The 25144-nt window shown below is 62.4% G+C and carries 20 protein-coding genes, 1 tRNA gene and 1 pseudogene; 11 read left to right on the forward strand and 11 right to left on the reverse strand.

Annotation, left to right across the window (positions count from 1 at the left end; translation table 11 throughout):
* Positions 1 to 23: 23 nt before the first annotated feature.
* From KQH55_RS13955 to KQH55_RS17010, 7 genes and pseudogenes are all read left to right on the forward strand, one after another.
* On the forward strand, positions 24 to 227 hold the full coding sequence (locus KQH55_RS13955) for a hypothetical protein (protein WP_235091410.1): 204 nt from the start codon (positions 24 to 26) through the stop codon (positions 225 to 227).
* Positions 215 to 463, forward strand: coding sequence for an ogr/Delta-like zinc finger family protein (locus KQH55_RS13960; RefSeq protein ID WP_255763156.1), 249 nt, complete (start codon positions 215 to 217; stop codon positions 461 to 463). The genes KQH55_RS13955 and KQH55_RS13960 overlap by 13 nt, the downstream gene beginning before the upstream one ends.
* A gap of 85 nt (positions 464 to 548) precedes the next feature.
* The gene (locus KQH55_RS13965) at positions 549 to 767 is read left to right on the forward strand and encodes a hypothetical protein (RefSeq protein ID WP_076796755.1); all 219 of its coding nucleotides are present in this window, start codon (positions 549 to 551) and stop codon (positions 765 to 767) included.
* 5 nt (positions 768 to 772) lie between these two features.
* A complete protein-coding gene (locus tag KQH55_RS17005) occupies positions 773 to 976 on the forward strand; it encodes a hypothetical protein (protein ID WP_076796754.1) in 204 nt (67 codons plus the stop codon).
* Between the two features lie 43 nt (positions 977 to 1019).
* On the forward strand, positions 1020 to 1319 hold the full coding sequence (locus KQH55_RS13975; RefSeq protein WP_212667367.1) for a hypothetical protein: 300 nt from the start codon (positions 1020 to 1022) through the stop codon (positions 1317 to 1319).
* The gene (locus KQH55_RS13980; RefSeq protein ID WP_235091412.1) at positions 1298 to 4090 is read left to right on the forward strand and encodes a toprim domain-containing protein; all 2793 of its coding nucleotides are present in this window, start codon (positions 1298 to 1300) and stop codon (positions 4088 to 4090) included. Before KQH55_RS13975 ends, KQH55_RS13980 begins: the two co-directional genes overlap by 22 nt.
* A gap of 854 nt (positions 4091 to 4944) precedes the next feature.
* Positions 4945 to 5886 (forward strand): annotated as a pseudogene (locus KQH55_RS17010) (tyrosine-type recombinase/integrase); the annotation flags it as partial.
* 124 nt (positions 5887 to 6010) lie between these two features.
* Here the strand turns inward: KQH55_RS17010 and KQH55_RS13985 are convergent.
* The 9 genes from KQH55_RS13985 to def all read right to left on the reverse strand — a co-directional run bounded on the left by KQH55_RS13985 (position 6011) and on the right by def (position 14398).
* Positions 6011 to 6086 (reverse strand) — tRNA-Phe (locus tag KQH55_RS13985).
* A 105-nt stretch (positions 6087 to 6191) separates the two neighbouring features.
* Entirely contained in the window at positions 6192 to 6878 is a 687-nt protein-coding gene (esaR, locus tag KQH55_RS13990; RefSeq protein WP_235091413.1) for a response regulator transcription factor EsaR, read from the reverse strand.
* Positions 6879 to 9311 (reverse strand): PAS domain-containing sensor histidine kinase, encoded by a 2433-nt coding sequence (locus KQH55_RS13995; protein ID WP_304610934.1) that lies wholly within the window; start codon positions 9309 to 9311, stop codon positions 6879 to 6881. It lies immediately after the preceding gene.
* Position 9312: 1 nt separating this feature from the next.
* Positions 9313 to 9906 carry a DUF4390 domain-containing protein gene (locus KQH55_RS14000; protein ID WP_076785753.1) on the reverse strand — a complete coding sequence of 198 codons (594 nt, stop codon included), beginning with the start codon at positions 9904 to 9906 and terminating at the stop codon, positions 9313 to 9315.
* Positions 9903 to 11282 (reverse strand): 16S rRNA (cytosine(967)-C(5))-methyltransferase RsmB, encoded by a 1380-nt coding sequence (gene rsmB, locus KQH55_RS14005; protein WP_235091415.1) that lies wholly within the window; start codon positions 11280 to 11282, stop codon positions 9903 to 9905. The genes KQH55_RS14000 and rsmB overlap by 4 nt, the downstream gene beginning before the upstream one ends.
* The gene (gene htpX / locus KQH55_RS14010; protein ID WP_076796613.1) at positions 11283 to 12140 is read right to left on the reverse strand and encodes a zinc metalloprotease HtpX; all 858 of its coding nucleotides are present in this window, start codon (positions 12138 to 12140) and stop codon (positions 11283 to 11285) included.
* Positions 12141 to 12221: 81 nt separating this feature from the next.
* Positions 12222 to 12863, reverse strand: a complete 642-nt coding sequence (locus KQH55_RS14015) for a LysE family translocator (RefSeq protein ID WP_076785756.1) — start codon at positions 12861 to 12863, stop codon at positions 12222 to 12224.
* Positions 12864 to 12872: 9 nt separating this feature from the next.
* Positions 12873 to 13886 carry a methionyl-tRNA formyltransferase gene (fmt, locus tag KQH55_RS14020; RefSeq protein WP_235091416.1) on the reverse strand — a complete coding sequence of 338 codons (1014 nt, stop codon included), beginning with the start codon at positions 13884 to 13886 and terminating at the stop codon, positions 12873 to 12875.
* Positions 13887 to 13894: 8 nt separating this feature from the next.
* Positions 13895 to 14398 (reverse strand): peptide deformylase, encoded by a 504-nt coding sequence (gene def / locus KQH55_RS14025; RefSeq protein WP_076785758.1) that lies wholly within the window; start codon positions 14396 to 14398, stop codon positions 13895 to 13897.
* 250 nt (positions 14399 to 14648) lie between these two features.
* Here def and dprA point away from each other — a divergent pair, with 250 nt between their 5' ends.
* The 3 genes from dprA (at position 14649) to KQH55_RS14045 (ending at position 19815) form a co-directional block, all read left to right on the forward strand.
* Complete coding sequence (gene dprA / locus KQH55_RS17015) at positions 14649 to 16394, forward strand: DNA-processing protein DprA (RefSeq protein WP_076796615.1); 1746 nt, start codon at positions 14649 to 14651, stop codon at positions 16392 to 16394.
* Between the two features lie 147 nt (positions 16395 to 16541).
* Positions 16542 to 16919: a thioredoxin family protein gene (locus KQH55_RS14040; RefSeq protein WP_076796618.1), complete on the forward strand. Its 378-nt coding sequence runs from the start codon at positions 16542 to 16544 to the stop codon at positions 16917 to 16919.
* 217 nt (positions 16920 to 17136) lie between these two features.
* Positions 17137 to 19815 (forward strand): DNA topoisomerase III, encoded by a 2679-nt coding sequence (locus KQH55_RS14045; protein WP_235091417.1) that lies wholly within the window; start codon positions 17137 to 17139, stop codon positions 19813 to 19815.
* A 215-nt stretch (positions 19816 to 20030) separates the two neighbouring features.
* Here KQH55_RS14045 and KQH55_RS14050 read toward each other — a convergent pair whose 3' ends face one another.
* On the reverse strand, positions 20031 to 21188 hold the full coding sequence (locus KQH55_RS14050) for a LysR family transcriptional regulator (protein ID WP_235091418.1): 1158 nt from the start codon (positions 21186 to 21188) through the stop codon (positions 20031 to 20033).
* Positions 21189 to 21405: 217 nt separating this feature from the next.
* Positions 21406 to 23262: a phosphoenolpyruvate carboxykinase (GTP) gene (locus tag KQH55_RS14055; protein ID WP_235091419.1), complete on the reverse strand. Its 1857-nt coding sequence runs from the start codon at positions 23260 to 23262 to the stop codon at positions 21406 to 21408.
* Between the two features lie 350 nt (positions 23263 to 23612).
* Between KQH55_RS14055 and KQH55_RS14060 the strand changes: the two genes are divergently transcribed.
* A complete protein-coding gene (locus tag KQH55_RS14060) occupies positions 23613 to 24626 on the forward strand; it encodes a D-2-hydroxyacid dehydrogenase family protein (RefSeq protein WP_076785765.1) in 1014 nt (337 codons plus the stop codon).
* The last annotated feature ends 518 nt before the right edge of the window (positions 24627 to 25144 follow it).

Below are 25144 nucleotides of genomic sequence, written 5' to 3' on the forward strand. Positions count from 1 at the left end.
GTCCACCATGAGTAGCTCCTACGATGCCGGATACCAGCACGGACATTTTTATCCCCGATGCGGACCGCGACGTGCTGGAATGCATGCGCCAACATCACGGCCTGCCGTCGATCGAGGCGACGGTCGAATGGCTCGTGAAGCGGCGCCTGCGCCGCACGGCACGGCACATAAACGGCCGCGGCCGCGCACTGTATCTCGTCCGGAGTAAGGCGACATGCGGATCCTGAATCGTTGCCCACATTGCCGCACGCGCGCCAACGCGCGCAGTAGTCGCGAAATGTCGTTGACCTTTCGTGAGGTTACTTACCAGTGCACCAACGCGCAGTGCGGCCACACTTATGTCGTGAACATGGAGTTCGCCCGCACGCTCTCTCCGTCTGCAACGCCCAACTTGACGTTGAACCTGCCGCTGTCGCCACATGTGCGTAGTCAGCTTGCGCAACAGCTAGAACTGTTGGCCTAGCGGCCCAAGTCACTCAACCCGTTTCCCTCGCATCGCGCCCGCGCCGGCGTGAGGGACTTTTTTTGCCTACAAAAAGGAGATCCGCATGGCCACCCTCGCTTCTGCTCCACTCGTTCTTCCCTTCGATCCAGCCTCGCTGCCCATGGAGCAGCGCCGGCAGTACCTGCGCACCCTTTGGGATGCCGACATCGATCCCTTCGTGTTCGCAGGTACCGCACGCAGGCTCGGCTATGTGATCCGTTGCGAGTGGGACATCGCCGCTGGCATGCCCGTTTTGCTGCCAATGGTGGCCACGCTGCATTGATACCGATGCATACGTCTATCTCAGAAAGCGAGCTGCGACGCGCATGGCAGCGCCTTCGCATGGTCGGGGACTTCGATACCGCCATGCGCCACACCGCTGTTCGTCGTGTAGTGGAAAGCGCCGCGCGTGCCATGCGGGCTCGCTCGATTGACCGGAAGCGGCCTACTGTCCACCGCCGACGCACAACCGCCAAGGACCAAGACGAGTAACGCAACCGCACCGGCCGCCGGCGCACTCACAAGGAACCACGCCATGAAGTACTACGTTTTCTGCACGACAGTGCTGTTCATGCTGTTCTTTTCATTGACCGGGCTGTATCTCGCACTCCATAGCGTCCTGCGTCACCTCGATCCGCTATTGGGGCCAGCCACCGCATTCGCCGTCAGCATCTTTACGTTCTGCGCTCTCATTGTTGCGCTGGCATGGTCAGTCCCGTCGCGAAGTGACGCCATGAGCTTGGCTCCCCGCCATGGCGAGCCATTCCATCCGAGCCGCTATCCCATGCAACTCTCTGAGCAACATCCATCACCATGGCCTCGATCGACGAACTGAAACAACACATCGACCTGCACGACCTCGCCGATCGGCTCGGCCTAAGGCGCGGTCGCGGCGGCGACAAGGCGCTCTATCACTCCCCACAGCACGAGGACAAGAGCCCGTCCCTGTCGATCTATGTGAACCACCCGAAGCACGGCACCGGCTGGCGCGACCACAGCGCCGACGCCGGCGGCTCGTGCATCGACTTGGTGATCCATGCCCGTGGCGGCACCGTCGCCGACGCCGTGCGCTACCTGCACGACGCCTACGGCATCCCACTGGACCGGCCAACGCACGCCGAGCACCGTGAGAAATCGGCCGTCGAATACATCGCCGATCGATGCTTGGCCGAACGCGATCGCGTGCGCAACTACCTCAGTAGCCGCGGTATCTGCCCGGCGGCGATGAACGCGGCGATCGCCGCACGCACCCTCGGCTTCAACACCTGGACGAGCTCGAAGGTCGCCGCCGGCGAGGTCGGCTATGCCGGCCCGGCCGCCGCGTTCATCGTGCGCGCGCCGGGCGACGGCCGCGTCGTCGCCGTCGACATGCGCTATGTCGATCCCGCGCTCAACGGTGGCGTCAAGACGCAGACGCAAGGTGACAAAGCCGGTTACGGCTGGAGCGCCGATCCTCGCCAGCTCGACAAAGCGAAGCGCGTGTTCATCGTCGAAAGCGCGATCAATGCGCTGTCGATCGACACCTGCGCGATGTCCAGTACCGCCGCGCTCGCGCTGCGCGGCCTCGCTAACGTCGATGGCATCGATTTCACGTTCCTGCGGGGCAAACAAGTCGTCATTTGCCTGGACAACGACGAGCCGTTCTCGGACAGTCACCCGCGCGCCGGCCACCGCCCCGGCCCCGAAGCGGCGTGGGCACTCTACGAGCGGCTCACGAGCTTGAACATTAGCGCGGTGCTCGTTGACCAGGCCGGCTGGCTCGCTGACCTCGCAGACGGCGAGACGACGCGCAAGCCGATCAATGACGTGAACGACTATCTGCAACTGCGTGGCCCGGCCGAGCTGGCACGCGCACTTGAGCAGCTCGAACCTTGGCTGATCGCGGGTCTCGCCGGCGACGCCACACGCCGCGGCCGGCCACGCATCTTTCTGCCGTCGCACGACTTCGCGCAATACTGGCGCTTTCGCGTACGCCCGGACTTCACCAGCTACATCACGAAGATGGAGCGCAATGAGGAATCCGGCGTTGAAACGCCCGTGATGACGGATCTGTGCGGCTTTCGCATCGCCGGTATCAGCCGCGTGTCGGTCGCAAGCGCAACATCAACGATGACGGGCGACGCCGACCAAGCGCCGACCGTCTACTTCGCCGTGTCCGTGCAGGCGCCACGGCACGGCGCGCAGCTGATCCGCCGCGTGATGCTTGACGATCAGCTGCACAACGTCGACCAGTGGGGCAAGTTCGGCCCGATCTGGGCGCCAGCGCCGTTCAAGCGCATGGTGAACATCCTGGAGCGCGGCGCCAACCTCGGCGCGCGCCAGGCGGCAAACTTCGTCGGGCTCGCATGGCGCGACGGCCGCCTAATCGTCAACGAAGGCCCAGACTGCTATTTCACCGAAGCAGACAAACAATGTCCGTATCACAATCTGACGTTCCCAAGCGGCCCAGTCAGCGACGCGCGCCGCGTCATCACCGCCTACCAAACGACGTTTAAGCAGAACGCCGCGACAATCCCGCTTGTGTGGTCGCTCGGCGGCCATCTAAAAGCACTGCTCGGCTTCTGGCCACATATCACGATCCAGGCGAACAAGGGTGCAGGTAAGTCAACGCTGATCAAGCGGCTCGAACGCTCGCTTGCATTCACCATGTTCTCCGGGCAGTCGCTGCAAACGGAATTTCGCCTACTGACCAGCATTAGCCACACGAGCCACCCGGTCGGATGGGAAGAGCTGTCCGCGCGCCGGCAGGACGTGATCGATAAGGCGGTTGGACTGCTGCAAGAGAATTACCAGTACACCGTCACGCGCCGCGGCACCGATATGACCGAATACCTGCTGTGTGCGCCGGTGATGCTAGCCGGCGAGGACGTACCAGTGCGCAGTCTGCTCGGCAAACTCGTGCGCACGACGCTGACCGGCAAACGTGGCCCGCTGCTGCCCGACAATCTGCCGCGCTTTCCGGTCCGGCAGTGGCTCGAATTCCTCGCCAGTCTGAACAAGCAGGCCGTGCTTGAGCAATACGCGAAGCTGCGCGACATGGCGCTGGCCCATTGCCGCGCGAGCGGCGAGGACGACGGCGCCAAGCGCATGGCCGGTAACTACGCGGCCGTCGCGCTCGCCTGGCGCTACCTGACCGAGTTCGCCGGCATGGACCCGAGCGAAGGCAACTTCCCGCGCGACCTGCTCACCGAGATGAACGGCCACATCGCCGAGACGAGCGCCGACCGCGAGCCATGGGTCTGGATCATGGAAACCGTGCTGTCCGAGATCGACGGCGGCAATTACAAGCACCCGTTCACGTTCGACACTGTCGATGGTGAGTTCTGTCTGTTGCTGCGCACCGGTCACGTGATGGACCACATCGCGCACACGAGCAGCCTACGTGATAAGTGGAACGGCCTGCCGGTGAAGTCCGACCGCGTGTTCAAAGCGCAGCTCAAGCACGCCGGTGTCGTTGTCGGCGACAAGGAAGTGGAGCGTCGCATCTATACCCGTCGTGTGCCGTATCTCACACCGGTCTCACTCGAACGCTTGACCGGCTTCGGCCTGCATGTGTCCATTCGTGAAGACTTGGCAACCGACGCGCTTGCAAGGGGGCACGTATGAACCGCTTTCAGCCCTTGCAACCACCGTGCGGCGGTAGCCGCTTCCTTCATTTCACCCAATCGCATAGCGGCCATAGATTGCGCTGTCCAGTGCGCGCCGCCATCGGCATACGCCGTCACGCGAGCGCTACTCAGTTCGCTTCGCCCCACTCCCTAGCGAGCCGAAACGGCCGGGCAACGTCGCGAGCGGCGCGGGCGCAGGGCCGCACACGGGTTTTGCCACGCGGGAACCGCCCAGGTAGCGCATGCGAGTCGTGGTTTTGGGGGGTGTGCGCTCGTAAGTTCTTGATTCTTGAGAAGAGTACCGCCATGAGTCATGCTCGATTTGCCACGAGTTGGGCCGTTTTTGCCACGAGTCTGGTTTTTGTGCCGGCCCTCCCCACCCCTATCTTATCTCCCTCTAACTTATTGAAAAATAAGAAGAAAGAATACAAAGAAGGCAAGAAATCAGCCCCAACGCGCTGCCACGAGTCATGTGCGTTTTGCCATGAGTGACGGACGCTGCCTATTTTTTAGGCCACGAGTTTTTGACCCTTGCCATGCCTAAATGATGGCAATTGATGGCAAAGAAATTTGTTTAAAATCAAATGGTTAAATCTGACAAACTGTCTTATCCATCATTCCATGAGTTGCGCTGCCTGTCCCCCCTCCCGCACGGCCTGAAAACGAGGCAATCACGATGCGCACAATGAGTCTGGAAGACGCAGCAGCGTGGCTATTCACTACGCCCGAGACGGTGTCCGAATGCATCAAGCACCACGGTCTACCGGCCGCAAAGATTGGCCGAGCGTGGGTACTCGTGGACGTCGACGTGATAGATTGGCTCAGACGGCAATACGAAAAAGCAGGCGGGAAATGCGGTTCTACAAACGGCAAAAAAATGGGCCCTGGTGGTTTGACCTCAGCCTCGACGGCTCGCGAATTAGACGATCTTCTGGCACCTCGGATCGCCGGGAGGCGGAAGAATTTGCCGCCAAGGTTGCGAGCGATTACTGGCGGCAAAAAAAGCTCGGTGAGCGACCGGCCGTGACATGGGAAGCGGCTGTCGTGCATTGGCTCAAGCAGAACCAGCACCAGCGCTCGCTCGAGACGACAAAGCAGCGCCTGCGCTGGCTGACCGGTCAGTTGAAAGGGGAGTGCGTGCGCGATATCAATCGGGAGCGCATCCAGGCGCTGATTGAGACGAAGGCAGCGGAAAATTACCGGGGTAGCCCGGTAGCGTGCGCGACGGTAAATCGGCATATAGCCGCGCTCTCGGTCATCCTGCATCACTGTCATGCGCAGGGGTGGATTGACGCGGTTCCTCCGATTCGCAAGCTGCCGGAGCGCAGCGCGCGCCTGACGTGGCTTACGCGTGCACAGGCACAGCGGCTACTAGCCGAACTGCCAGCGCACCTGCGCCAGATGGCGCGGTTCGCGTTGGCAACGGGGCTACGAGAATCGAACGTGCGACTGTTGGAATGGACGCAGGTTGATCAAGCGCAGGCGTTGGCTTGGATTCACGCCGACCAGGCCAAAGCTGGCAAGGTGATTTCCGTGCCGCTGAACGACGATGCCTTGGCTGTATTGAGCGAGCAACAAGGGCAGCACAAGCGCTACGTGTTCGTGTATAGGGGGGCGCCCATCTGCCGTATCTACAATCACGCATGGCAAAAGGCATGTGCTCGTGCGGGAGTGGCGGGGCTACGATTTCACGACTTACGGCATACGTGGGCAAGCTGGCACGTGCAAGCCGGCACGCCGCTACCTATCCTTCAGCAGCTTGGAGGATGGGCCAGCTATCAGATGGTGCTGCGCTACGCGCACCTGGGGCGGGACCATGTTGCAGCGTATGCAGCGAACATTGGCACATTAAGGCACAAATCTGGCACACCGCCAGAAATGCAAAAGGGTTCCGATTGCTCGGAACCCTTGTCAGACTTGGTGGCCTGGGGCGGAATCGAACCACCGACACGCGGATTTTCAATCCGCTGCTCTACCAACTGAGCTACCGGGCCACGCGAAGCAAAAATTATATCAAGGCCTGCTGCAGACCTCAAGTTTTTTTCGGCGTGGCACACGTGGCACGGGCGGTGCAGCGAGGCAGGCAGCGCGCGGCGCCGTTATTCCGACTTGTTCTTGCCCAGTTCAACGCCAAGCTGCTTAAGCTTACGATACAGATGGGTACGCTCCAACCCGGTCTTTTCCGCAACGCGCGTCATGCTGCCATTCTCACGCGCGAGGTGATATTCAAAATACGCGCGCTCGAACGCGTCGCGCGCATCGCGCAGCGGAATGTCGAACGAGATGGCCGTGGTCGGCACGCCTGCCACACCATTGGACGCGGCATCCAATGCGTCCGCGACCGGCAACGCTGCCGCCCCGGCGATCGTTTGCGTCGCCGGCACGGACGGCTTGCTGGCCGCCGTCGCCGACGGTGCGGCCTCTCCGCGCGCCAGCCCTTGTTCGACCGCACTCAACAGCTTCTGCAGCGCAATCGGCTTTTCGAGGAAATTCAACGCACCAATCTTCGTCGCCTCGACCGCGGTGTCGATCGTCGCATGCCCTGACATCATGATGACCGGCATCGTTAGTTGGCCCTGTGCCGTCCATTCCTTGAGCAGCGTCACACCATCAGTATCCGGCATCCAGATGTCGAGCAGTACGAGGTCCGGCGTCGATTGCTGCCGATACTCCCGTGCCTGTTGTGCGTTTTCGGCGACGTCGACAGCATGTCCTTCGTCGCTCAGGATCTCCGAGAGCAATTCTCGGATACCCATTTCGTCGTCTACCACCAGAATGGTTGCCATTTACGCTACCTTTGTCTGCGCTGTTGCCGCTATTGCTTTTGTATGCGCCGTGTCCTTCGCCGCTGCAGCGGATTGCGGCGTGCGCGTGTCGCCTAAAGGGTCCGGTGCATCGACGCCGTCGGCCAACTGCAGGAACAAAATCGATATCTGCGCGCCAGCCACGCCCCGTTCTCCCGGCTTCGTGCGGTTGCGGATGTCGATACGCGCACCATGCTCGTCGATGATTTTCTTCACCGTAGCAAGCCCGAGACCTGTCCCTTTAGATTTGGTCGTGACATAGGGCTCGAACGCGCGTGCCAGGATGCGCGCGGGAAAGCCCGGACCATTGTCCGATACTGCAAGCCGGACCGCGACGCGCGATTGCCCTTGCGCATCGGGCTCGCCGTATTCTACTGTCCTAGTCTCGAGCAGGATATGCGGGCTCGGAACGTCCGCGACCGCATCCAGCGCGTTCTGCAACAGGTTGTGCACGACCTGCCGCAGCTGCGTCGGATCGCCCTTGATCACCGGTAATGCCGACAGCGCCACCTTCAACGGGCCCTTGCCGTCCTCGATCCCATACAGCGTCAACACTTCGGTGACCAACTCGTTCAATTGTAAGTTCACGAGCACCGCCGGAGGCGTGCGCGCGTATTCGCGGAAATCGTCGACCATGCGCTTCATGGCGGCAACCTGGTTGACGATCGTCGTCGCACTGCGCTTCAAAAAGCCCGCATCTTCCGGCGCGAGCTTGTCGCCGAGCTTCATTTGCAGCCGCTCGGCCGACAACTGGATCGGCGTGAGCGGATTCTTGATCTCGTGCGCGAGCCGCCGGGCGACTTCGCCCCACGCAATCGAGCGCTGCGCCGAGATCAAGTCAGAAATATCGTCAAACACCACCACATAGCCCGCGGCGCCCATCTGCGGCGCATGAGCCAGGCCAGGCTGCGCAAGGCGGCTGCCGCGCACGAGCAGTGTCAGCGGGTCGCTTTCACCGGATACCTCGATCGCGATCTGCTGTTGCCAATGTCCGGTGTCGGGCGGCAGGCCTTGCTCAGGGGAGCGCGCCGCATCACGTTCGGCAAACGCCTTGCGGATCATCGCGCCGAACGCGGCCAACACGGCGATCTGCTCCAGGGGCACGCCAAGCAAGGCGTCAAAAGGTTGCCGGAAAATCCGCTCCGCGCCGCGATTCGCCGTGGTTAGTCGAAACTGATGATCGAATACGAACACCCCCGCCGTCAGGTTCGCGAGGATACTTTCCAGATAAGCCTTCGAATGCTCGAGCTCGATCTGGTTGCGCTCGACCGCGGCGCGCGCATCGGAGAGCTGGCGCGTCATTGCGTTGAACGATTGGGTCAGGAAGCCCAGTTCGTCGTTCGTCTTGATTTCGCGCTTGGGCGTGTAATCCCCGCGCGCTACCTCCTTGGTGCCCTGAGCCAGCAGAAACAGCGGACGCGCCAACTGGTTGCCCAACGCCAGCGCCAGCATCATCGCGGTAAATGTCGCGAGAAACAAAGCAAGCGTCAGCGTACCGATATACATCTTGCGCAGGCCGGTCCTGCCGAGCGCCTTCTCCTGGTATTCGCGGTACGCACGCTGCACTGCGTCGGCATTGTGCGCCAGCGACGACGGCACCGGCTGCGCGAGCTGCAAAAAGCGCTCGCTCGGTTGCAGCGCGCTCGTGTCCGTGCTCGGGATACGGACTACCACGCGCAGCCGCAGCACGTCCTTGGCGGCGGTATGCGCACCCGCGCCGCTGTTGTCGATCTCGCCCTCCACGGCCGCATAGCCACGCTCGCGCGCCTGGCCGAGTACCAGCGGCGTGGGCAGGTCATCTGGCAAAATCGCCGCAAAATTGGACGACGCCTGCGCGATGACGCGCATCTCGCCGGTCGCACCGGACACGCTACGCGCCGGCTCGACAATCGTCGCATCATGCACGCCGAACTGGTCGCGCAGCCGCAGCAACGTCAGCGTCATATTGGACGGATCGGTATTGGCAAGCTGGTCTGCCATCAGCCGGCCTTTATTCTGTAGGTCCGACAATGACGCATCGAGCATGCCGCGCCCGAGGTTCAATCCGGAGGTCAGCGCCGTCTCGATATTGACGTCGAACCACGATTCGATGCTGCGCGACACAAACTGCAGCGACACCAGGTAGATGATACCGCCCGGCAGCACACCGACGAGCGCGAAGAATACTGCCAGCTTGGCGAGCAGCCGCGTGCCGAAACGCCCCTGCCTGAGCCGGCTGACGATGATCCACACCAATCCACCGACGATCAGCATAAAGATCAGCGCGACGACGAAGTTCGCCGTGTACAGCCACGAATAATAGCGGTCGAAGAACTCGGTGTTCGCGCTGGCGAGCGCCAGCAACCCCAACAGCAGCAGCGCGGTCAGCACGAACGTCCCGATCAGCAGCCTAACCAGCAGACTCTTGAACCTCATGCTATTTGCCATGCTCGCCCGCCGTGAACGTAAACCGCTTCCAGTCCGAGGCCAGGTTCCAGTCGCGATTGTTGACCGCGTCGATCTGGAACGGCTTGGGCATCAGCGCGGTATCGAGCTGCATGCGTACCGACGCCGTATAGGTCTCGTCGGGCTTGACCTGCGAGCGGTCGATTACATGCCACGATGTGACATGGCGAATCACCGCCAACGCGTCCTCCAATGTCGGAAAGCCCAGTTGCAACCCGCCGGTGGACACGCGATACTCGCGCGTGAGCGGCTGGAACGACAGCCTCAGACTTTGCGACACGCTGACCGGCTGCTCATCGAACCAATACCAGCGCGCGCGACTCAACTGGAACTCCGTCGTGAAATACAGTGGGATGCCCCGGTTGACAGCGTCTTCCAGACTGCTGTTGAGTTGGAAGTCGAACCGCGCGTCCAGGCTCCAACCGTTGCCGTCGGCCTGTAACGACGCCCGCTGCACCGAGCATGTGTCCGCGCGCGAGCCCGATGCGAATGTCGCGAACCAGACCGCCAGCACCAGACCGAAAACGGCAACGAGCCGTGACGAGAAAAAGCGTGATTGGGTCACCGTTTCTGAAAGCGCGCGTAGAAGAATCCGTCTTGGTCGAGGTCCGATCGGGCGTCACGGTGAGCATCGCAATGCTCACCCGGGCACGCCGCCGTGGGCAGGATTTGGCCCGGCGCGTCCAATCGTACCGCATCTTCGAGCGCGTGTTCAAACCATGCGGCTTGTTGCTCGCCTTCTTCCGGGAAGATCGAGCATGTCACATACAGCAATTGCCCGCCGCGCTCCAGCAGCGGCCAGAGCGCCTGCACGATGCGGCGCTGCTCGGCAACCAATGCGATGATGTCGGTGGAACGTCGCAGCCAGCGGATATCCGGATGGCGCCGGACGATGCCTGACGCGGAGCACGGCACGTCGGCCAGTATACGATCGAATCGCCGGCCATCGTGCCACTGACCCGGCTCACCTGCATCACCGATCTGAATGCTGGCGCGCAGCTTCAACCGCGCGAGGTTTTCGTTGATGCGCGCAGCCCGTGCCGCATCACTGTCGAGCGCCACCAGTTCGATATCGGCGCATTCGAGAAGATGCCCGGTCTTGCCGCCGGGCGCCGCACACGCGTCCAACACACGCATTCGGTCGCGCACGTCGAGCAGCGCGGCGGCACGCTGCGCGCCCGCATCCTGCACTGAAATCGCGCCTTGCGCGAAACCGGGCAATCGTTCGACCGGCATCGGCTCGCGCAGCGTGAGCGCGGTATCCGGGCAAGCCGGGTTGCGCAACGCGTCGATGCCGCTTGCCCGCAGCCTCTCGAGATAGGTCGCCACATCCGTCTGACGACGGTTCACCCGCAGCGTCATCGGCGCATGCGCGTTGCCCACTTCAAGCAAACGCTGCGCGTCGTCGGGCCACGTGCGCTGCAGTGTGTCGATCCACCATCGAGGATAGTTCCAGCGCGTAACCGGATCAAGCATCGCTTCGGCAAGCAAAGCGGGCCGTGAACGGACCATATTGCGCAGCACGGCATTGACCAGCCCCTTCGTATGCGCGACATCCGCGCGGGCCGCGATCGCAGCGACCGCCTGGTTGACCACCGTGAAGTCAGGGTATGCGCGCGTCGCATCAGGCTCAGCAAGCAACGCGAATGCGCAGCGCAACACATTCGCCACGTGTTCAGCAGGCGCTCTGCGAACCAGCGCGTCCAGCCACGCGTCAGCTCGTGCCAATTGCCGCGTCGCGCGATAGGCAAGGTCTTGGATTGCGCCGCGAGCCTGCGCCGACGCGATGCCCGCATGGACGATGGCCAGCGCGTCCGGCAGCGCGGTCCCGGCCCGCAGCCGCGCAAGGGCGCGTGCCGCACCGTCCAACGCAAACGCGAGAGAATCCGGCCGCAGCGTGGCGGCGCCGGAGGTAGGCCGTTTCCAGGGCACGTGGCTCACTCAGCTATAACGCCCCGTGCGCGCCATCGCCATCAGCCGCGCGATCCGTTCCTCAGTCGCCGGGTGAGTGGAGAACAGGTTTTGGACCGCGCCACCGGACAGCGGGTTCATGATCATCATCTGCGCGGTCGCCGGGTGCTCCTGCGCAGCAGCGAACGGAATGCCCGCCGCATACCGATGGATTTTATCGAGCGCTGCCGCCAACGCTTGCGGATCACCGCTGATCTGCGCGCCGCCGCGGTCCGCCTCGAACTCCCGCGAACGCGAAATCGCCATCTGGATCAGACCGGCGGCTAACGGCGCCAACAGCGCAACCACGATACCAGCAATCGGGTTAGTCGGCCGACCTTGCTCGTCCCGGCCGCCAAAGAACATCGCGAAGTTGGCCAGCGCGGAGATGGCTCCCGCCATCGTCGCCGAAATCGTCGAGATCAGGATGTCGCGGTGCTTGACGTGCGCAAGCTCGTGCGCCATCACGCCGCGCATCTCACGCTCGGACAACACGCGCAGGATACCGGTGGTCGCCGCGACCGCCGCGTGCTCCGGGTTGCGGCCGGTTGCAAACGCATTCGGTTGGTCTTCGTCGATCAGGTACACGCGCGGCATCGGCAGCCCAGCGCGCGTAGCCAGTTCGCGGACCATCCGATAGAAGTGTGGTGCGCTGGTTTCGTCGACCTCCTGCGCGTTGTACATCTTCAGCACCATCTGGTCCGAAAACCAGTATGAGAAAAAATTTATGGCCAGCGCGAACACCAGCGCGATCGTCATGCCGCGCGTGCCGCCGATCATGCCACCGATCACAATGAACAGCGCGGTGATCGCGGCCATCAGCAACGCAGTCTTGAACCAGTTGAACATGTTAGCCACTCCGAACCAAACGACCCGTCGTAAGGATTATGTTAGATAGGGGTGTGCATCAAAAATTCAATGCCCCACCCGTCAGCGTGTCGTCATCGCCAGCTTGATACCGAGCCCAATGAAAGCGCTGCCCACACCGCGCTCCAGCCACTGCCTAACCCGCGCACGCCCCGACAGCCGCTGCGTCGCGGTGCCGGCGATCCAAGCCACGAAACAGGACCAGACCAGGCTCATCGCGACAAATATCCCGCCGAGTACCAGGAACGCCAGCGGCTTGTAGTCACTTTGCGCCGATACAAATTGCGGAAAGAACGACACGAAGAACAGCATAACCTTGGGGTTTAGCACGTTCGTCCAGAAACCCTGCAGATACACCGCGCGCAACGGCCTGGGCATGCCCGCGGCGGCGCCCGCCGTCGCCACACCGCCGGGCCGTGGCTTAGTCAGCAGCAACCGGGTCCCTAAATAAATGAGATACACCGCACCCGCGATCTTGAACACCGAAAACGCCGTCGCCGACGCAGCAAGCAGCGCGGTCAGGCCGAACGCGCTCGCCAGCGTGTGCACACAGGCGCCGGTGGACACGCCGAGCGCGGACAATACACCGGCCTTCCGCCCCTGCGCGAGACTGCGCCCCACGATGTACGCGGTGTCGGGGCCCGGCGTAAGGTTGAGCAGAAACACCGCGGCGATGAAAAGCGGAAAATGCGTGATTCCCAGCATGGCCACTCTCTATTGCGACGGTAGCGCAGCCTGGGGCCGATCGTTCGGCCCGGTCTCGAAGCGCTGCCCCACGCGCAGCGGAAATCCCGCCACGAATTCTCGGGCGGCAAGCCGCTTGCCTCCCGGCTTTTGCAACTGGGTAACGCGCAATGCATGCTCGCCACAGGCGATCGTCACGCCAGCACTGTCCACAGCCCGAATAGTGCCCGGAGCCAGCTCAGGCCCGCTGGCGCATACCGGCTCGGCGGCCCAGATCTTCAGGGGCGTGCCCCCCAGTATCCCATGCGCGGCCGGAAACGGGTCAAAAGCGCGCACCTTGCATGCGAGCATTTCGGCTGGCAAGCGCCAATCCAGCGCCGCCTCCTGCTTCGATAGCTTGTGCGCGTACGTGACGCCTTCGCTTGGCTGCGGCGTCACCGGTAACGAACCGGTACGCTCCAGCTCGCGCAGCCCGGCAACGATAAGCCGCGCGCCGGTCGCGGCCAGCTTGTCATGCAGCGTACCCGTCGTGTCCGTCGGCTCGATCGCCACGGCTTCACGCATGAGCATCGGGCCCGTGTCTAGACCCACGTCCATCTGCATCAACGTGACGCCCGTGATTCGGTCGCCGGCCTCGATCGCGCGGTGGATCGGCGCCGCACCGCGCCAGCGCGGCAACAACGACGCATGAATATTGATACAGCCATGCGGTGCGATATCGAGCACCGCTTGCGGCAACAGCAGCCCGTATGCAGCCACTACCATCACGTCGTGCGGCGTGGCGCGCAATAGCGCCAACGCGTCGGTCGCTTCAGTAGGATACTTGCCGTCGCATCGCAACGAGGGCGGCTGCGCGAGCGCCAACTCCCGCGCCAGCGCGAGCTGTTTGACCGGACTCGACGAGGACTTCATTCCGCGTCCCGCCGCACGATCAGGTTGCGTCAACACAAGCGGCACCGCAAAGCCCGCGTCGTGGATCGCCTGCAGCGCGGTCGCTGCGAACTGTGGCGTACCGGCAAAGATTACGCGAAGGGTAGACGTCATCGCGGCCGTCACATCGCGTGCTCGAGTTTCTTCATCTTCGTCTTGATCCGCATCTGCTTGAGCGGCGACAGATACTCAACGAATACCTTGCCGAGCAGGTGATCCATCTCGTGCTGGATGCAGATCGCGAGCAATCCTTCGCACTCCAGCTCGAAAGGCTCGCCGTTCTCGTTCAATGCGCGCACGCGAACCCGCTCGGCGCGTTCGACGCTGTCATAGATGCCCGGCACCGACAGGCACCCCTCTTCATTGACCTTGCGCTCATTGCTCGACCAGACGATCTCCGGGTTGATGAACACGCGCAGCGCGTCGCGAGTATCCGACACGTCGATGACCACGACGCGCTCGTGAACATCCACCTGCGTGGCCGCTAGCCCGACGCCGGGCGCCGCATACATCGTCTCGGCCATATCGGCCGCCAGTTTGCGGATGCGCTCATCGACACGTTCGACGGGCTTGGCGACCTTGTACAGGCGCTTGTCGGGGTAATGCAGGATATTGAGCAAAGCCATGATCAATCAGTCCTCTCGAGTGGACTCGTATTCGCGCACAAGCGTCGGCCAATCGGCCGAATCGCCCACCTCTTCATCTTCGGTAATAGTTAAGTCAGGGCGCAGCGCCCCCGAATCAAGCCGCGGGCGGCATCGCGGGCGCGCAAAGGCCGCTTGGCGCTTGCACTGGCGGACACGGCGCGCGGGTCCTGAGACGCGAACCGGGAACGCTGGAAACCAACCTACTAGACTGACAAAATTTTATCACGCGATGAATACCACGATTCAGCCGCCGATGCTTGCGGCAGATGAACTCGCTGCCTGGTTGACGCTCGCGCATACGCCGCGCGTGCCGGCATCGGCGGCGCTCGCGCTGCTCGCGGCATTCGGCTCGCCGCGACCCATCATGACCGAGACGGCCGCGGGCCTGGAGCGTGTAGTCGGCGCCGTCGCCGCGCAGGCGTTGCTGCAAAGCCGCGACGCGGTGGCACCACGCGTGGAGGCCGCGCTTGCGTGGACCGCCGGAGATGCACGGCTGATCGTGCCGTTCGGCCACCCGGCGTATCCGCCCGCGCTGCTGACACTGTACGATCCGCCGCCGCTACTTTACGTGCATGGCACGATCGGCGCGCTGCACCGACCAGCGCTGGCGATCGTCGGCAGCCGCAATCCAACGCCGCAAGGCAATGACAATGCGCGCTTGTTCGCGCAGGCGCTTGCGGCACAGGGTGTGTGCATCGTATCGGGACTGGCGTTGGGCATCGACGGTGCCGCGCATCGCGGCGCGCTGGATAGCGGCGGCGTAACAGTGGCGATCACCGGCTCTGGCGCGGATGTGATTTACCCGCAACGTCACGTCAGCCTGGCGGCTGAAATCGTCGAGCGTGGCGGTGCCATCCTGAGCGAATGGCCATTGGGCGCCGCGCCGCTGCGCCAGCACTTCCCGCAACGCAATCGACTCATCGCCGCGATGGTACGGGGCGTGCTCGTCGTGGAGGCCGCCCCCTATTCCGGTTCGTTAATCACCGCGCGACTGGCCAACGACATTGGCCGCGACATCTTCGCCATTCCCGGCTCCATCCATTCGCCGATGTCCCGTGGCTGTCACCGGCTGATCAAAGACGGCGCCAAGCTAGTCGAAACACCGCACGACGTGCTGACCGAGCTTCGATTGCCGGAGCCCGGCGTCGAAGCGGCCCCCGGCACCGCCCCGGCCAGCGTGCAAGCCGCCCCACCGACCGTCTACGCGACCCATGCGCTGGCAGCCCACACGCCTGAGCTGTCGGCAATCCACCGGCCCGAGGCGGCAATCTGTGCTTCGGATGCTTTGGCGACCCGCATGCCAGAGGCTTTAACGGCTCATAGGCATGATACTTCGATGACCCATACACCGAATGCTTCGGCAGTCCATACGCCGAGTACTTCGGTGGCCCATACGCTGGATACTTCGGTAGCCCACACATCGAATACTTCGGTAGCTCACACATCGGATATTTCGGCAGCCCACGTACCAGATGCTTTCACAACCGATACAGCCGGTGCGTCGACAACCCGCCCGGCCGAGCGCGCCACCATCCGGCCAGTGCGCGCTGAAACGTCCCAATTGGCTGACGCGCCGGCAGCCGATTGGGGCGACGCCACGGCCGCCGTACCGGCCGATCCGTTGGTGACTGACCACCACGCGCGTCCACGGCGGTACCGCACCGTCACGCCCGGTGACGCACGGCGCGGCACCGCTGCGGTGCGCGCCTCCACCCGACATCGCGCAATCGGACCCTGGTCGAGCGCCCGACGCCGCCCAGCGTACCTCGCTGCTGCACGGAATACTCAAGCCAGCCATCCCGCAGACGCAGCGCGGCGCGCAGCCCTGGACGCAATCGGACACGATCCCGTCACGCTTGAAACCCTAGTACAGCGTACCCATTTGGACTGCGCGACACTGCAAGCGGTACTGCTGGAACTGGAATTGGCTGGTACGATCGTTGCGCTACCAGGCGGGCGCTTTCAGCGCGCGTGAGCAGATTGCATGCCGATCGCACGGCGACCATGCTACAGTCCAAAGTTAGATTGCATCGGTAGCGGCGTGTCACCACGGCGGCACCCGCCAGGCGAGCCACGCCGGCACGCCCACGCCGCCACGATGCGTTGCCAGGATCTCTCAATCATGCCTGCCCTCGACCTTGACCACGACGCCGACGTCATCACCACACGTCTGTCATCCGCTGACACGCTGTTTGTCGCCTGCCTGTGCGCCGAATGGTGCGGCTCGTGCCGCGAATACCGGACCGGTTTCGACGCGCTCGCGGACGCGCATCCGGAAGCATGTTTTGTTTGGATCGACATCGAGACGCATGCCGACCGGCTCGATGACCTCGATGTGGAGAACTTTCCGACCATCCTGATCGAAGATACTCATGCCACGCGCTTTTTCGGCACCGTACTGCCCCATCCGCAGATCGTTGCGCGGATGCTAGTCGACTTATCCTCGCTGCCTGGCGTGGAGCGCGCGCCAAAACTACGTCCGGCGCTCGTTGACGCGTGAGCGACGCGGCACGCAAATTGCCCATTCTCCGGCTATTGCCACCTCGCGCCACGCTTGCACGCAATTGCGCTGAGCGCTTGCGGTCGGCCTTAACACGCGCTTATCATGCGCGGCTGAACTGTTGCCGCAAGCCGCTTGCCGCGCTCGAGCCGCGATGTGTTTGCGGCCGATATGCTATAAAGCGTTCGATTCCGCGCATTCGTACTTACCAATAGTCATGTCAAAAGCCCTGATCATCGCCGAAAAGCCGTCTGTCGCGAACGATATCGCGCGCGCGCTGGGCGGCTTCACAAAGCATGACGATTACTACGAGAGCGATGACTATGTGCTGTCGTCGGCTGTTGGTCACTTAGTGGAGATCGCGGCGCCGCAGGAGTATGAAGTCAAGCGCGGCAAATGGAGCTTTGTGAATCTGCCCGTTATTCCGCCCCATTTCGACCTTCAGCCGATCGCCAAAAGTGAATCTCGGCTAAAGCTGCTGACCCGACTGATCAAGCGCAAGGACGTCGACCGACTGATCAACGCATGTGACGCGGGCCGCGAAGGCGAGTTGATCTTCCGGCTGATCGTGCAGCACGCCAAAGCCAAGCAACCGGTGCAGCGTTTGTGGCTCCAGTCGATGACGCCGGCGGCAATCCGAGACGGCTTCGCGCAATTGCGCAGCGACCAGGAGATGCAACCGCTGGCCGACGCGGCACGCTGCCGCTCCGAGGCCGATTGGCTCGTGGGCATCAACGGCACGCGGGCGATGACGGCGTTCAACAGCAAGGGCGGTGGCTTTTTCCTGACCACGGTCGGACGCGTGCAGACGCCAACGCTGTCGATCGTCGTGGAGCGCGAAGAAAAGATCCGTCGCTTTGTGCCGCGCGACTATTGGGAAGTCAAGGCTGAGTTTGTTTGCGCGACCGGCTTCTACGAAGGGCGTTGGTTTGACCCGAAATTCAAGAAAAACGAGTTTGATCCCGAACAACGCGACTCCCGACTCTGGAGCGCGGCCGCGGCCGAAACGATCGTTGCGGCATGCCGTGGGCAGATGGGCACGGTCAGCGAGGAATCGAAACCGTCAACGCAGCTCTCACCGCTGCTGTTTGACCTGACCAGCCTGCAACGCGAGGCGAACGGACGCTTCGGTTTCTCGGCCAAGAACACGCTCGCGCTGGCCCAGGCGCTATACGAGCGGCACAAGGTGCTGACCTATCCGCGTACCGATGCGCGCGCGCTGCCCGAAGACTACATGGCCGCGGCCCGCGATACGCTGGAGGTGCTCAAGGAAAGCAACAACTACCTGCCGTTTGCCAAGCAGGTGCTGGACAAGGGCTGGGTCAGGCCAAACAAGCGGATCTTCGATAACACTAAGATCAGCGATCACTTTGCAATCATTCCGACGCTGCAAGCGCCCAAGAACCTGTCCGAGCCGGAGCAGAAGCTGTACGACTTGGTAGTCAAGCGTTTCCTGGCCGTGTTTTTCCCAGCCGCCGAGTACAAAGTGACGACCCGGATCACGGAAGTGGTGGGCCATCATTTTAAAACCGAAGGCAAGGTATTGGTCGCGCCAGGCTGGTTGCAGGTGTACGGCCGCGAGACATCGAGCGAAGATGCGAACCTCGCGCCGGTCGCCAAGGACGAGAAGGTCCAGACGGACAAGATCGCAGCCCAGCAATTAACCACCAAGCCGCCCGCCCGCTACAACGAAGCGACGCTGCTCTCAGCGATGGAAGGAGCGGGCAAGCTGGTCGAGGACGACGAATTGCGCGAAGCCATGGCGGCCAAGGGCCTGGGCACGCCCGCCACGCGCGCAGCGATCATCGAGGGGCTACTTGGTGAAAAGTATCTGCTCCGCGAGGGCCGCGAGTTGCTCCCGACGGCTAAGGCATTCCAGCTGATGACGCTGCTGCGTGGCCTGGGCGTCGAAGAGTTGACCGCCCCCGAGCTGACCGGCGAGTGGGAACACAAGCTGTCGCAAATGGAGCGAGGCCGTCTGGAGCGCGAAGCGTTCATGCGCGAGATCGCGCGTATGACCCAAACAATCGTTAAACGTGCGAAGGAATACGATTCGGACACGATCCCGGGCGATTATGCGACGTTGAAGACGCCTTGCCCGAACTGCGACGGCGAAGTCAAAGAGAACTACCGTCGCTTCGCGTGCACGAAATGCGATTTCTCGATCTCGAAGATTCCGGGTGGCCGCCAGTTCGAGATCGACGAGGTCGAGCAGTTGCTGTCGGAAAAATCAATCGGCCCGCTGTCGGGCTTCCGCTCGAAGATGGGCCGACCATTCTCCGCCATCCTCAAGCTCGCGCGCGACGAAGAGGCAAACAATTACAAGCTGGAGTTCGACTTCGGGCAAGATACGGCGGGAGACGATGGCGAAGCCCCCGACTTCTCCTCACAGGAACCCGTCGGCCAATGCCCGAAGTGCCATGCGCGTGTGTTCGAGCACGGCATGAGCTACGTTTGCGAAAACCAGACCGCCCATCCGAAGACCTGTGACTTCCGTTCCGGAAAGGTGATCCTGCAACAGGAAATCACGCGGGAGCAAATGGCAAAGTTGCTCGATCAGGGGCGCACCGACCTGCTGACGAATTTCAAGTCGTCCCGCACCGGGCGCAACTTCAAGGCATTTCTCGTCAAGCAGAAAGACGGCTCGATTGGCTTCGAGTTCGAGAAGAAGGAGCCGGCGGCAAAGACCGCAGCGAAGTCTTCAGCGCGTGGCGCGAAGGCAAACAGCGAAGCCGGGGGCGCCGTGCCCGATACGACGCAACACGGCGACAGCGACCACGCGACGCCGCTCAAGCCCGCAACCAAACGGGCTGCCCGAACCGGCACGGCAACAGCGGGTCCTGCCGCGAAAACCACTGCACGCAAGGCGCCGGCACGCAAGCGCACCGCGGGCTGACCACCCCGGCGAGCACGGGCCAAGCATTGGGCGGAGCGGCCGGTAAGACACCGGACGATCAATACATCGCACGATATGTCACTTCACGCACCGGTGATGCGGCGTTACAGGTACCCGCGCGTGCACTGCCGTGGCCACGAGGTGGTGTGGTGCACGGCGCCGGAGGCCCGGCGTGCCAGCGGCGGCAGGTCGCGCCGCCCGGACATATCCGCTGCCTATGCCGGTTCGTACGTGTGACGTTCAGCGTTGCCCGGATATCGCCGTGGCGCCGCCGGCGCACGGCGCGTCCCTTTGCGTTCGATACCGTTAGCGCGCAATTGTTCATCAAGCTGGTCCAGCTCATCCTCGCCGCGCCCTTGTTCCGGGCGTCGGGGTGCCGGGGCCGGATGCACCGCCGCGTCGGCCAACCCCATCGAGCCGTCAGCTGCCTTGGTGTGCGCGCCATCAATGCCAGACCATTGTTCACCGAGCATGCTGTTCGGCGTCTGGCTGAAGTGCTCGACGAGGTGATCGATGAACGTGCGCACCTTGGCCGGCAGATAGTGCCGACTGGGATAAGCGATGTTGATATCGACCCGCGGCAGATGATATTGTGGCAACAAGCGCATCAAGTGCCCCTCGGCCATGTCGCGGCCGATCAGGTAGCTCGGCAACAACGCAATGCCATTGCCGAGCAACGCAAGCTGACGCAGCATCTCGGTATTGTTCGCAATCATCACATTGGCGGGCCGCACCCGGACCTCTTGGCCATCCGGACCAGTGAATACACGCTCGTCGCCCCAATAGTCCGCGGGCAATGACAGGCAGTGATGCTCGAGCAAGTCCTCGGGTCGCTGCGGCGCACCATGCTTGGCGATGTACTCAGGCGTTGCACAGACAGTGATGCAGCCGGTAGTCAGCCGACGCATCACGACACTGGCGCTGCGCACGTTGCGCGCAATTACGACGCCGACGTCGAAACCCTCCTCCACCATATCGACCTCCCGGTCCACCAGCGTGACGTTCGGGACGACCTGCGGAAACCGCTGCGCGTACGAGTGCAGCACGGGCGCCAAATTGTGTAGCCCGAACACCACTGGCGCGACGATGCGCAACGTGCCGACCGGCTCGTGATTGCGCGCCACCACCATCTGCTCAACCTCTTCCAACTCGTCCAGGATCTGGCGGGCGCGCTCAAGATAGACTTGGCCAGACTCGGTCAACGAAAGTGAGCGCGTGGTTCGGTTCAGCAAACGGGTGCCCAACCGGCTTTCCAGGTCGGCGACGTGCCGGGTGACAACAGCATTGGACATGTCCATCATGGAGGCCGCCTTGGCAAAGCTGCCTAGGTCCGCCACCTTGACGAAAACGCGCATCGACTGCAAATGATCCATTAGGAAACTCCTACAGCGTGCAACCGAAATGGCGTTGTTGCACAATTGCAATGCGGGATTTTCCTATGACTTGCGAAAGTCTGCATAAGTTGCGGCACTGCGGCACAGCATTTTCCGAAAAAACGCCGAAACCTCGTAGGGGAATCGGCGCAATGTGGTACTAATGGACTATTCAGCGCAAAAACTCTCAACCACGCACCGATTTTGTGCAAAAGGACTAGACCGCGAGTTGTTGCTCGATTCGGTCTTTGATTCGGCTCAACGCCTCGGGCAGCCGGCGCTCCAGCTTGGCGAACAGTTCTCCGTGCAACGCCAGCTCCTCGCGCCACACGCCAGCGTCAACCGACATGACCTGCTCGAACTGTTGACGTGAAAACGCCAGGCCGGTCCAATCGATATCCTCATAGCGCGGTGAAACGCCAAACACATGCTCGACACCACGCGCCTGTCCGTCGATGCGCCCGAGCATCCACTGCAGAACGCGCATGTTGTCGCCAAAACCCGGCCAGACAAACTTGCCGTCGGCGCCCTTGCGAAACCAGTTCACGCAATAGATCCTAGGCAACGTCGCGCCTTGCGCTTGCAGCCGGGCGCCGATGTCGAGCCAATGCGCGAAGTAGTCACTCATGTTGTAGCCGCAAAACGGCAGCATCGCGAATGGGTCGCGACGCACGACGCCTTGTTGGCCCGCCGCGGCGGCCGTCGTCTCGGAACCCATCGTCGCGGCCATATAGACGCCTTCCACCCAATTACGTGCCTCGGTCACCAGAGGCACGGTACTGGAGCGGCGGCCGCCGAAGATGAATGCGTCGATCGCCACACCCTGCGGGTTTTCCCAATCAGGATCGATCGACGGGCACTGCGATGCAGGCGCGGTGAAGCGCGCGTTCGGATGAGCGGCCTTGCGACCGGCTTCTTGCGCAATCTGCGGTGTCCAGTCCTGACCTTGCCAATCGATCAGGTGCGCAGGCGGCGTGTCCGTCATGCCCTCCCACCAGACATCGCCATCATCGGTCAGCGCGACATTCGTGAATATCACGTTCTGGCGCAACGTGGCCATCGCATTGAAATTGGTCTTTTCACTGGTACCCGGCGCGACGCCAAAATAGCCGGCCTCCGGATTGATCGCGTACAGCCTGCCGTCCTGGCCCGGCTTAATCCATGCGATGTCATCGCCGATCGTCGACACACGCCAGCCGTTCATCGCCTGCGGAGGAATCAGCATCGCGAAATTCGTCTTGCCGCAGGCCGACGGGAACGCGGCAGCGACATGGTACTTGCGCCCCTGCGGCGAAGTCACGCCCAGGATCAGCATGTGTTCGGCGAGCCACCCTTCGTCACGACCCATCGTCGACGCGATACGCAGCGCGAAGCACTTTTTGCCGAGCAATGCATTGCCGCCATAGCCTGAGCCGTAGCTCCATATCTCGCGGGTTTCCGGGAAGTGCACGATGTATTTTGTATCGTTGCACGGCCAGCGCACATCGGACTGACCTTGGGCGAGCGGCGCGCCGACCGAGTGCACGCACGGCACGAACTGGCCGTGCTCACCGAGTATGTCGTAGACCGGCCGCCCCATCCGGGTCATAATCCGCATGTTCACGACCACATACAGGCTATCAGTCAGCTCGACGCCGATGTGCGCAATCGGCGAGCCGAGCGGTCCCATCGAGAACGGCACGACGTACATCGTGCGCCCGGCCATCGAGCCATCGAAAAGCTGTCCAAGCGTCGTGCGCATCTGGTTGGGATCGATCCAGTTGTTCGTCGGACCCGCGTCCTCTTTGCGCTGCGAACAGATGAACGTGCGGTCCTCAACCCGCGCGACATCGGACGGATCCGAGCAGGCGAGATAACTGTTCGGACGCTTCGCTTCGTTGAGTTTTTTGAACGTTCCGTGCCGAACCATCTGGTCGCACAGCCAGTCATATTCCTGTTGAGAGCCATCGCACCAGACGACGCGGTCCGGCCGCGTCAACGCTGCGACGTGCTCGACCCACTCGATCAGCTTGCGGTGCCTGACGTATGCCGGAATGTCGGGATCAATGGTGGGGGTGCCTCCTGGTTGATTCATGGAGCTGTCTCCGTTTTGACAAGAAAGAAACGGTATGAGCCCGACGATGCTGGCTGCGAGAGGCGCGCGCCAATGGGCGCGCGTGCGCAACAGACGTCGCGGACATTGCAGTTTGCCGGCTTGTACCATCTTGTAACGTGGCTTGCATCGGCGCTCGACAAGCTGTTAGAAATTGAAAAGGCTGCTTGATTCTCGGCACGGCATAGGTGCGCTGACGCGCACGAAAGCGGTTCTCCGGTCTCGGCGCATCGGTGCCGCCGATCACTGCATTGCTGGTAGAGCGTCAAGCATAGCACCCTGTCCGCGGTGCAAGTGGTGCACCGCAAAAGACCGCCCTGTTCTAAGTCCCCATGAAGATTGCCATCCTCGATGACTACCAAGACGCCGTCCGCAAGCTCAACTGTTTTCAACTGCTCGCCGGGCATGACGTCAAGGTGTTCAACAACACGGTGCGCGGGCTCGGGCAACTCGTCAGCCGACTCGCGGAAGTCGAAGCGCTCGTATTGATCCGCGAGCGTACGCGCATCACGCCGCAATTGCTGGACAAACTACCGCGACTGAAAGTCATCAGCCAGACCGGCCGCGTATCCAGCCACCTGGACCTGCAGGCGTGCACCGAGCGCAGTATTCCGGTGCTCGAAGGCACCGGCTCGCCCGTTGCGCCCGCCGAACTGACGTGGGCGCTGATCATGGCGGCGCAGCGTCGCATTCCTCAATACGTCGCGAACCTCAAGCAAGGTGCCTGGCAGCAATCAGGCTTGCGCACCACCGCGCTGCCACCGAACTTCGGACTCGGCCAGGTACTGCGCGGGCAGACGCTGGGCATCTGGGGCTACGGGAAAATCGGCAAGATTGTCGCCCACTACGGGCGCGCGTTCGGCATGACCGTGTTGATCTACGGACGCGAACATTCGTTGCAGGCGGCGAAAGGCGATGGTTTTGAAGTGACGCAGACGCGCGAGCAACTCTTTGCCGAAAGCGACGTGCTGAGCCTACATCTGCGGCTACACGACGAGACCCGCGGCATCGTGACCGTCAATGACCTGGTGCAGATGAAACCGACGGCACTGTTCGTCAACACGAGTCGCGCCGAGCTGCTCGAGGAGAACGCGCTCGTATCAGCCCTTCATCAAGGGCGGCCGGGCATGGTCGCGGTGGACGTATTCGAAAGCGAGCCGATCCTGCAGGGCTATCCGTTACTGCGCATGGAAAATGCGATTTGCACGCCGCACATTGGCTATGTGGAACGCGAGAGCTATGAACTGTATTTCGGCGCGGCGTTCAACAACATCCTCGCGTATTTGGGCGGCGATACGCAAAACGTCGTGAACCCGGAATCACTCACGGCGCGGATGCGGCGTTGATGCGCAGGTGCGTCGGGGCTGCACGGGATCGCCGGTGCGCATCGCGCGCATAAAGCTTATGTTCAGCGATACGGTGGTCATCGGCCGGAGCCAGCGCTGCGGGGCGCGGCCAATAACCATCGCGGTATCCGCCGCCCGCCATGGAAACTTGCCCGCGAATGACGCCACTAGCGTGCCAGAGCGCGGCCGAAAAAGGCAGACGCAGCGTGAGCGTATCGTCGTGGAGCGCTTCGGCCCGGAGTTGAAATACTTTGACCCAGGTGCAAACAAGCTGTCGAGCATCGAGTCGATCGCGGCGAGACCCATTGAGCAATGCTTCTTTTCAGTTCGGGTGGCGGGGCTAGATGGCACGGACAATGTACCGTCGAGCACGTGCCGGCGACATCAGCCGGCGACATCATATTGGGGCTGAGACGGGCTTGCTCGAGGAGTGTCTAGAGCTTGATTCGAGATGGGGAGCGATCGGGGCGTCTGTGAGAGGCAGGCGACGGCCGTGAATAGGGAGCGGCACAGCACGA

The sequence above is a fragment of the Mycetohabitans sp. B3 genome, from assembly GCF_021498065.1.
Lineage (GTDB): Bacteria > Pseudomonadota > Gammaproteobacteria > Burkholderiales > Burkholderiaceae > Mycetohabitans.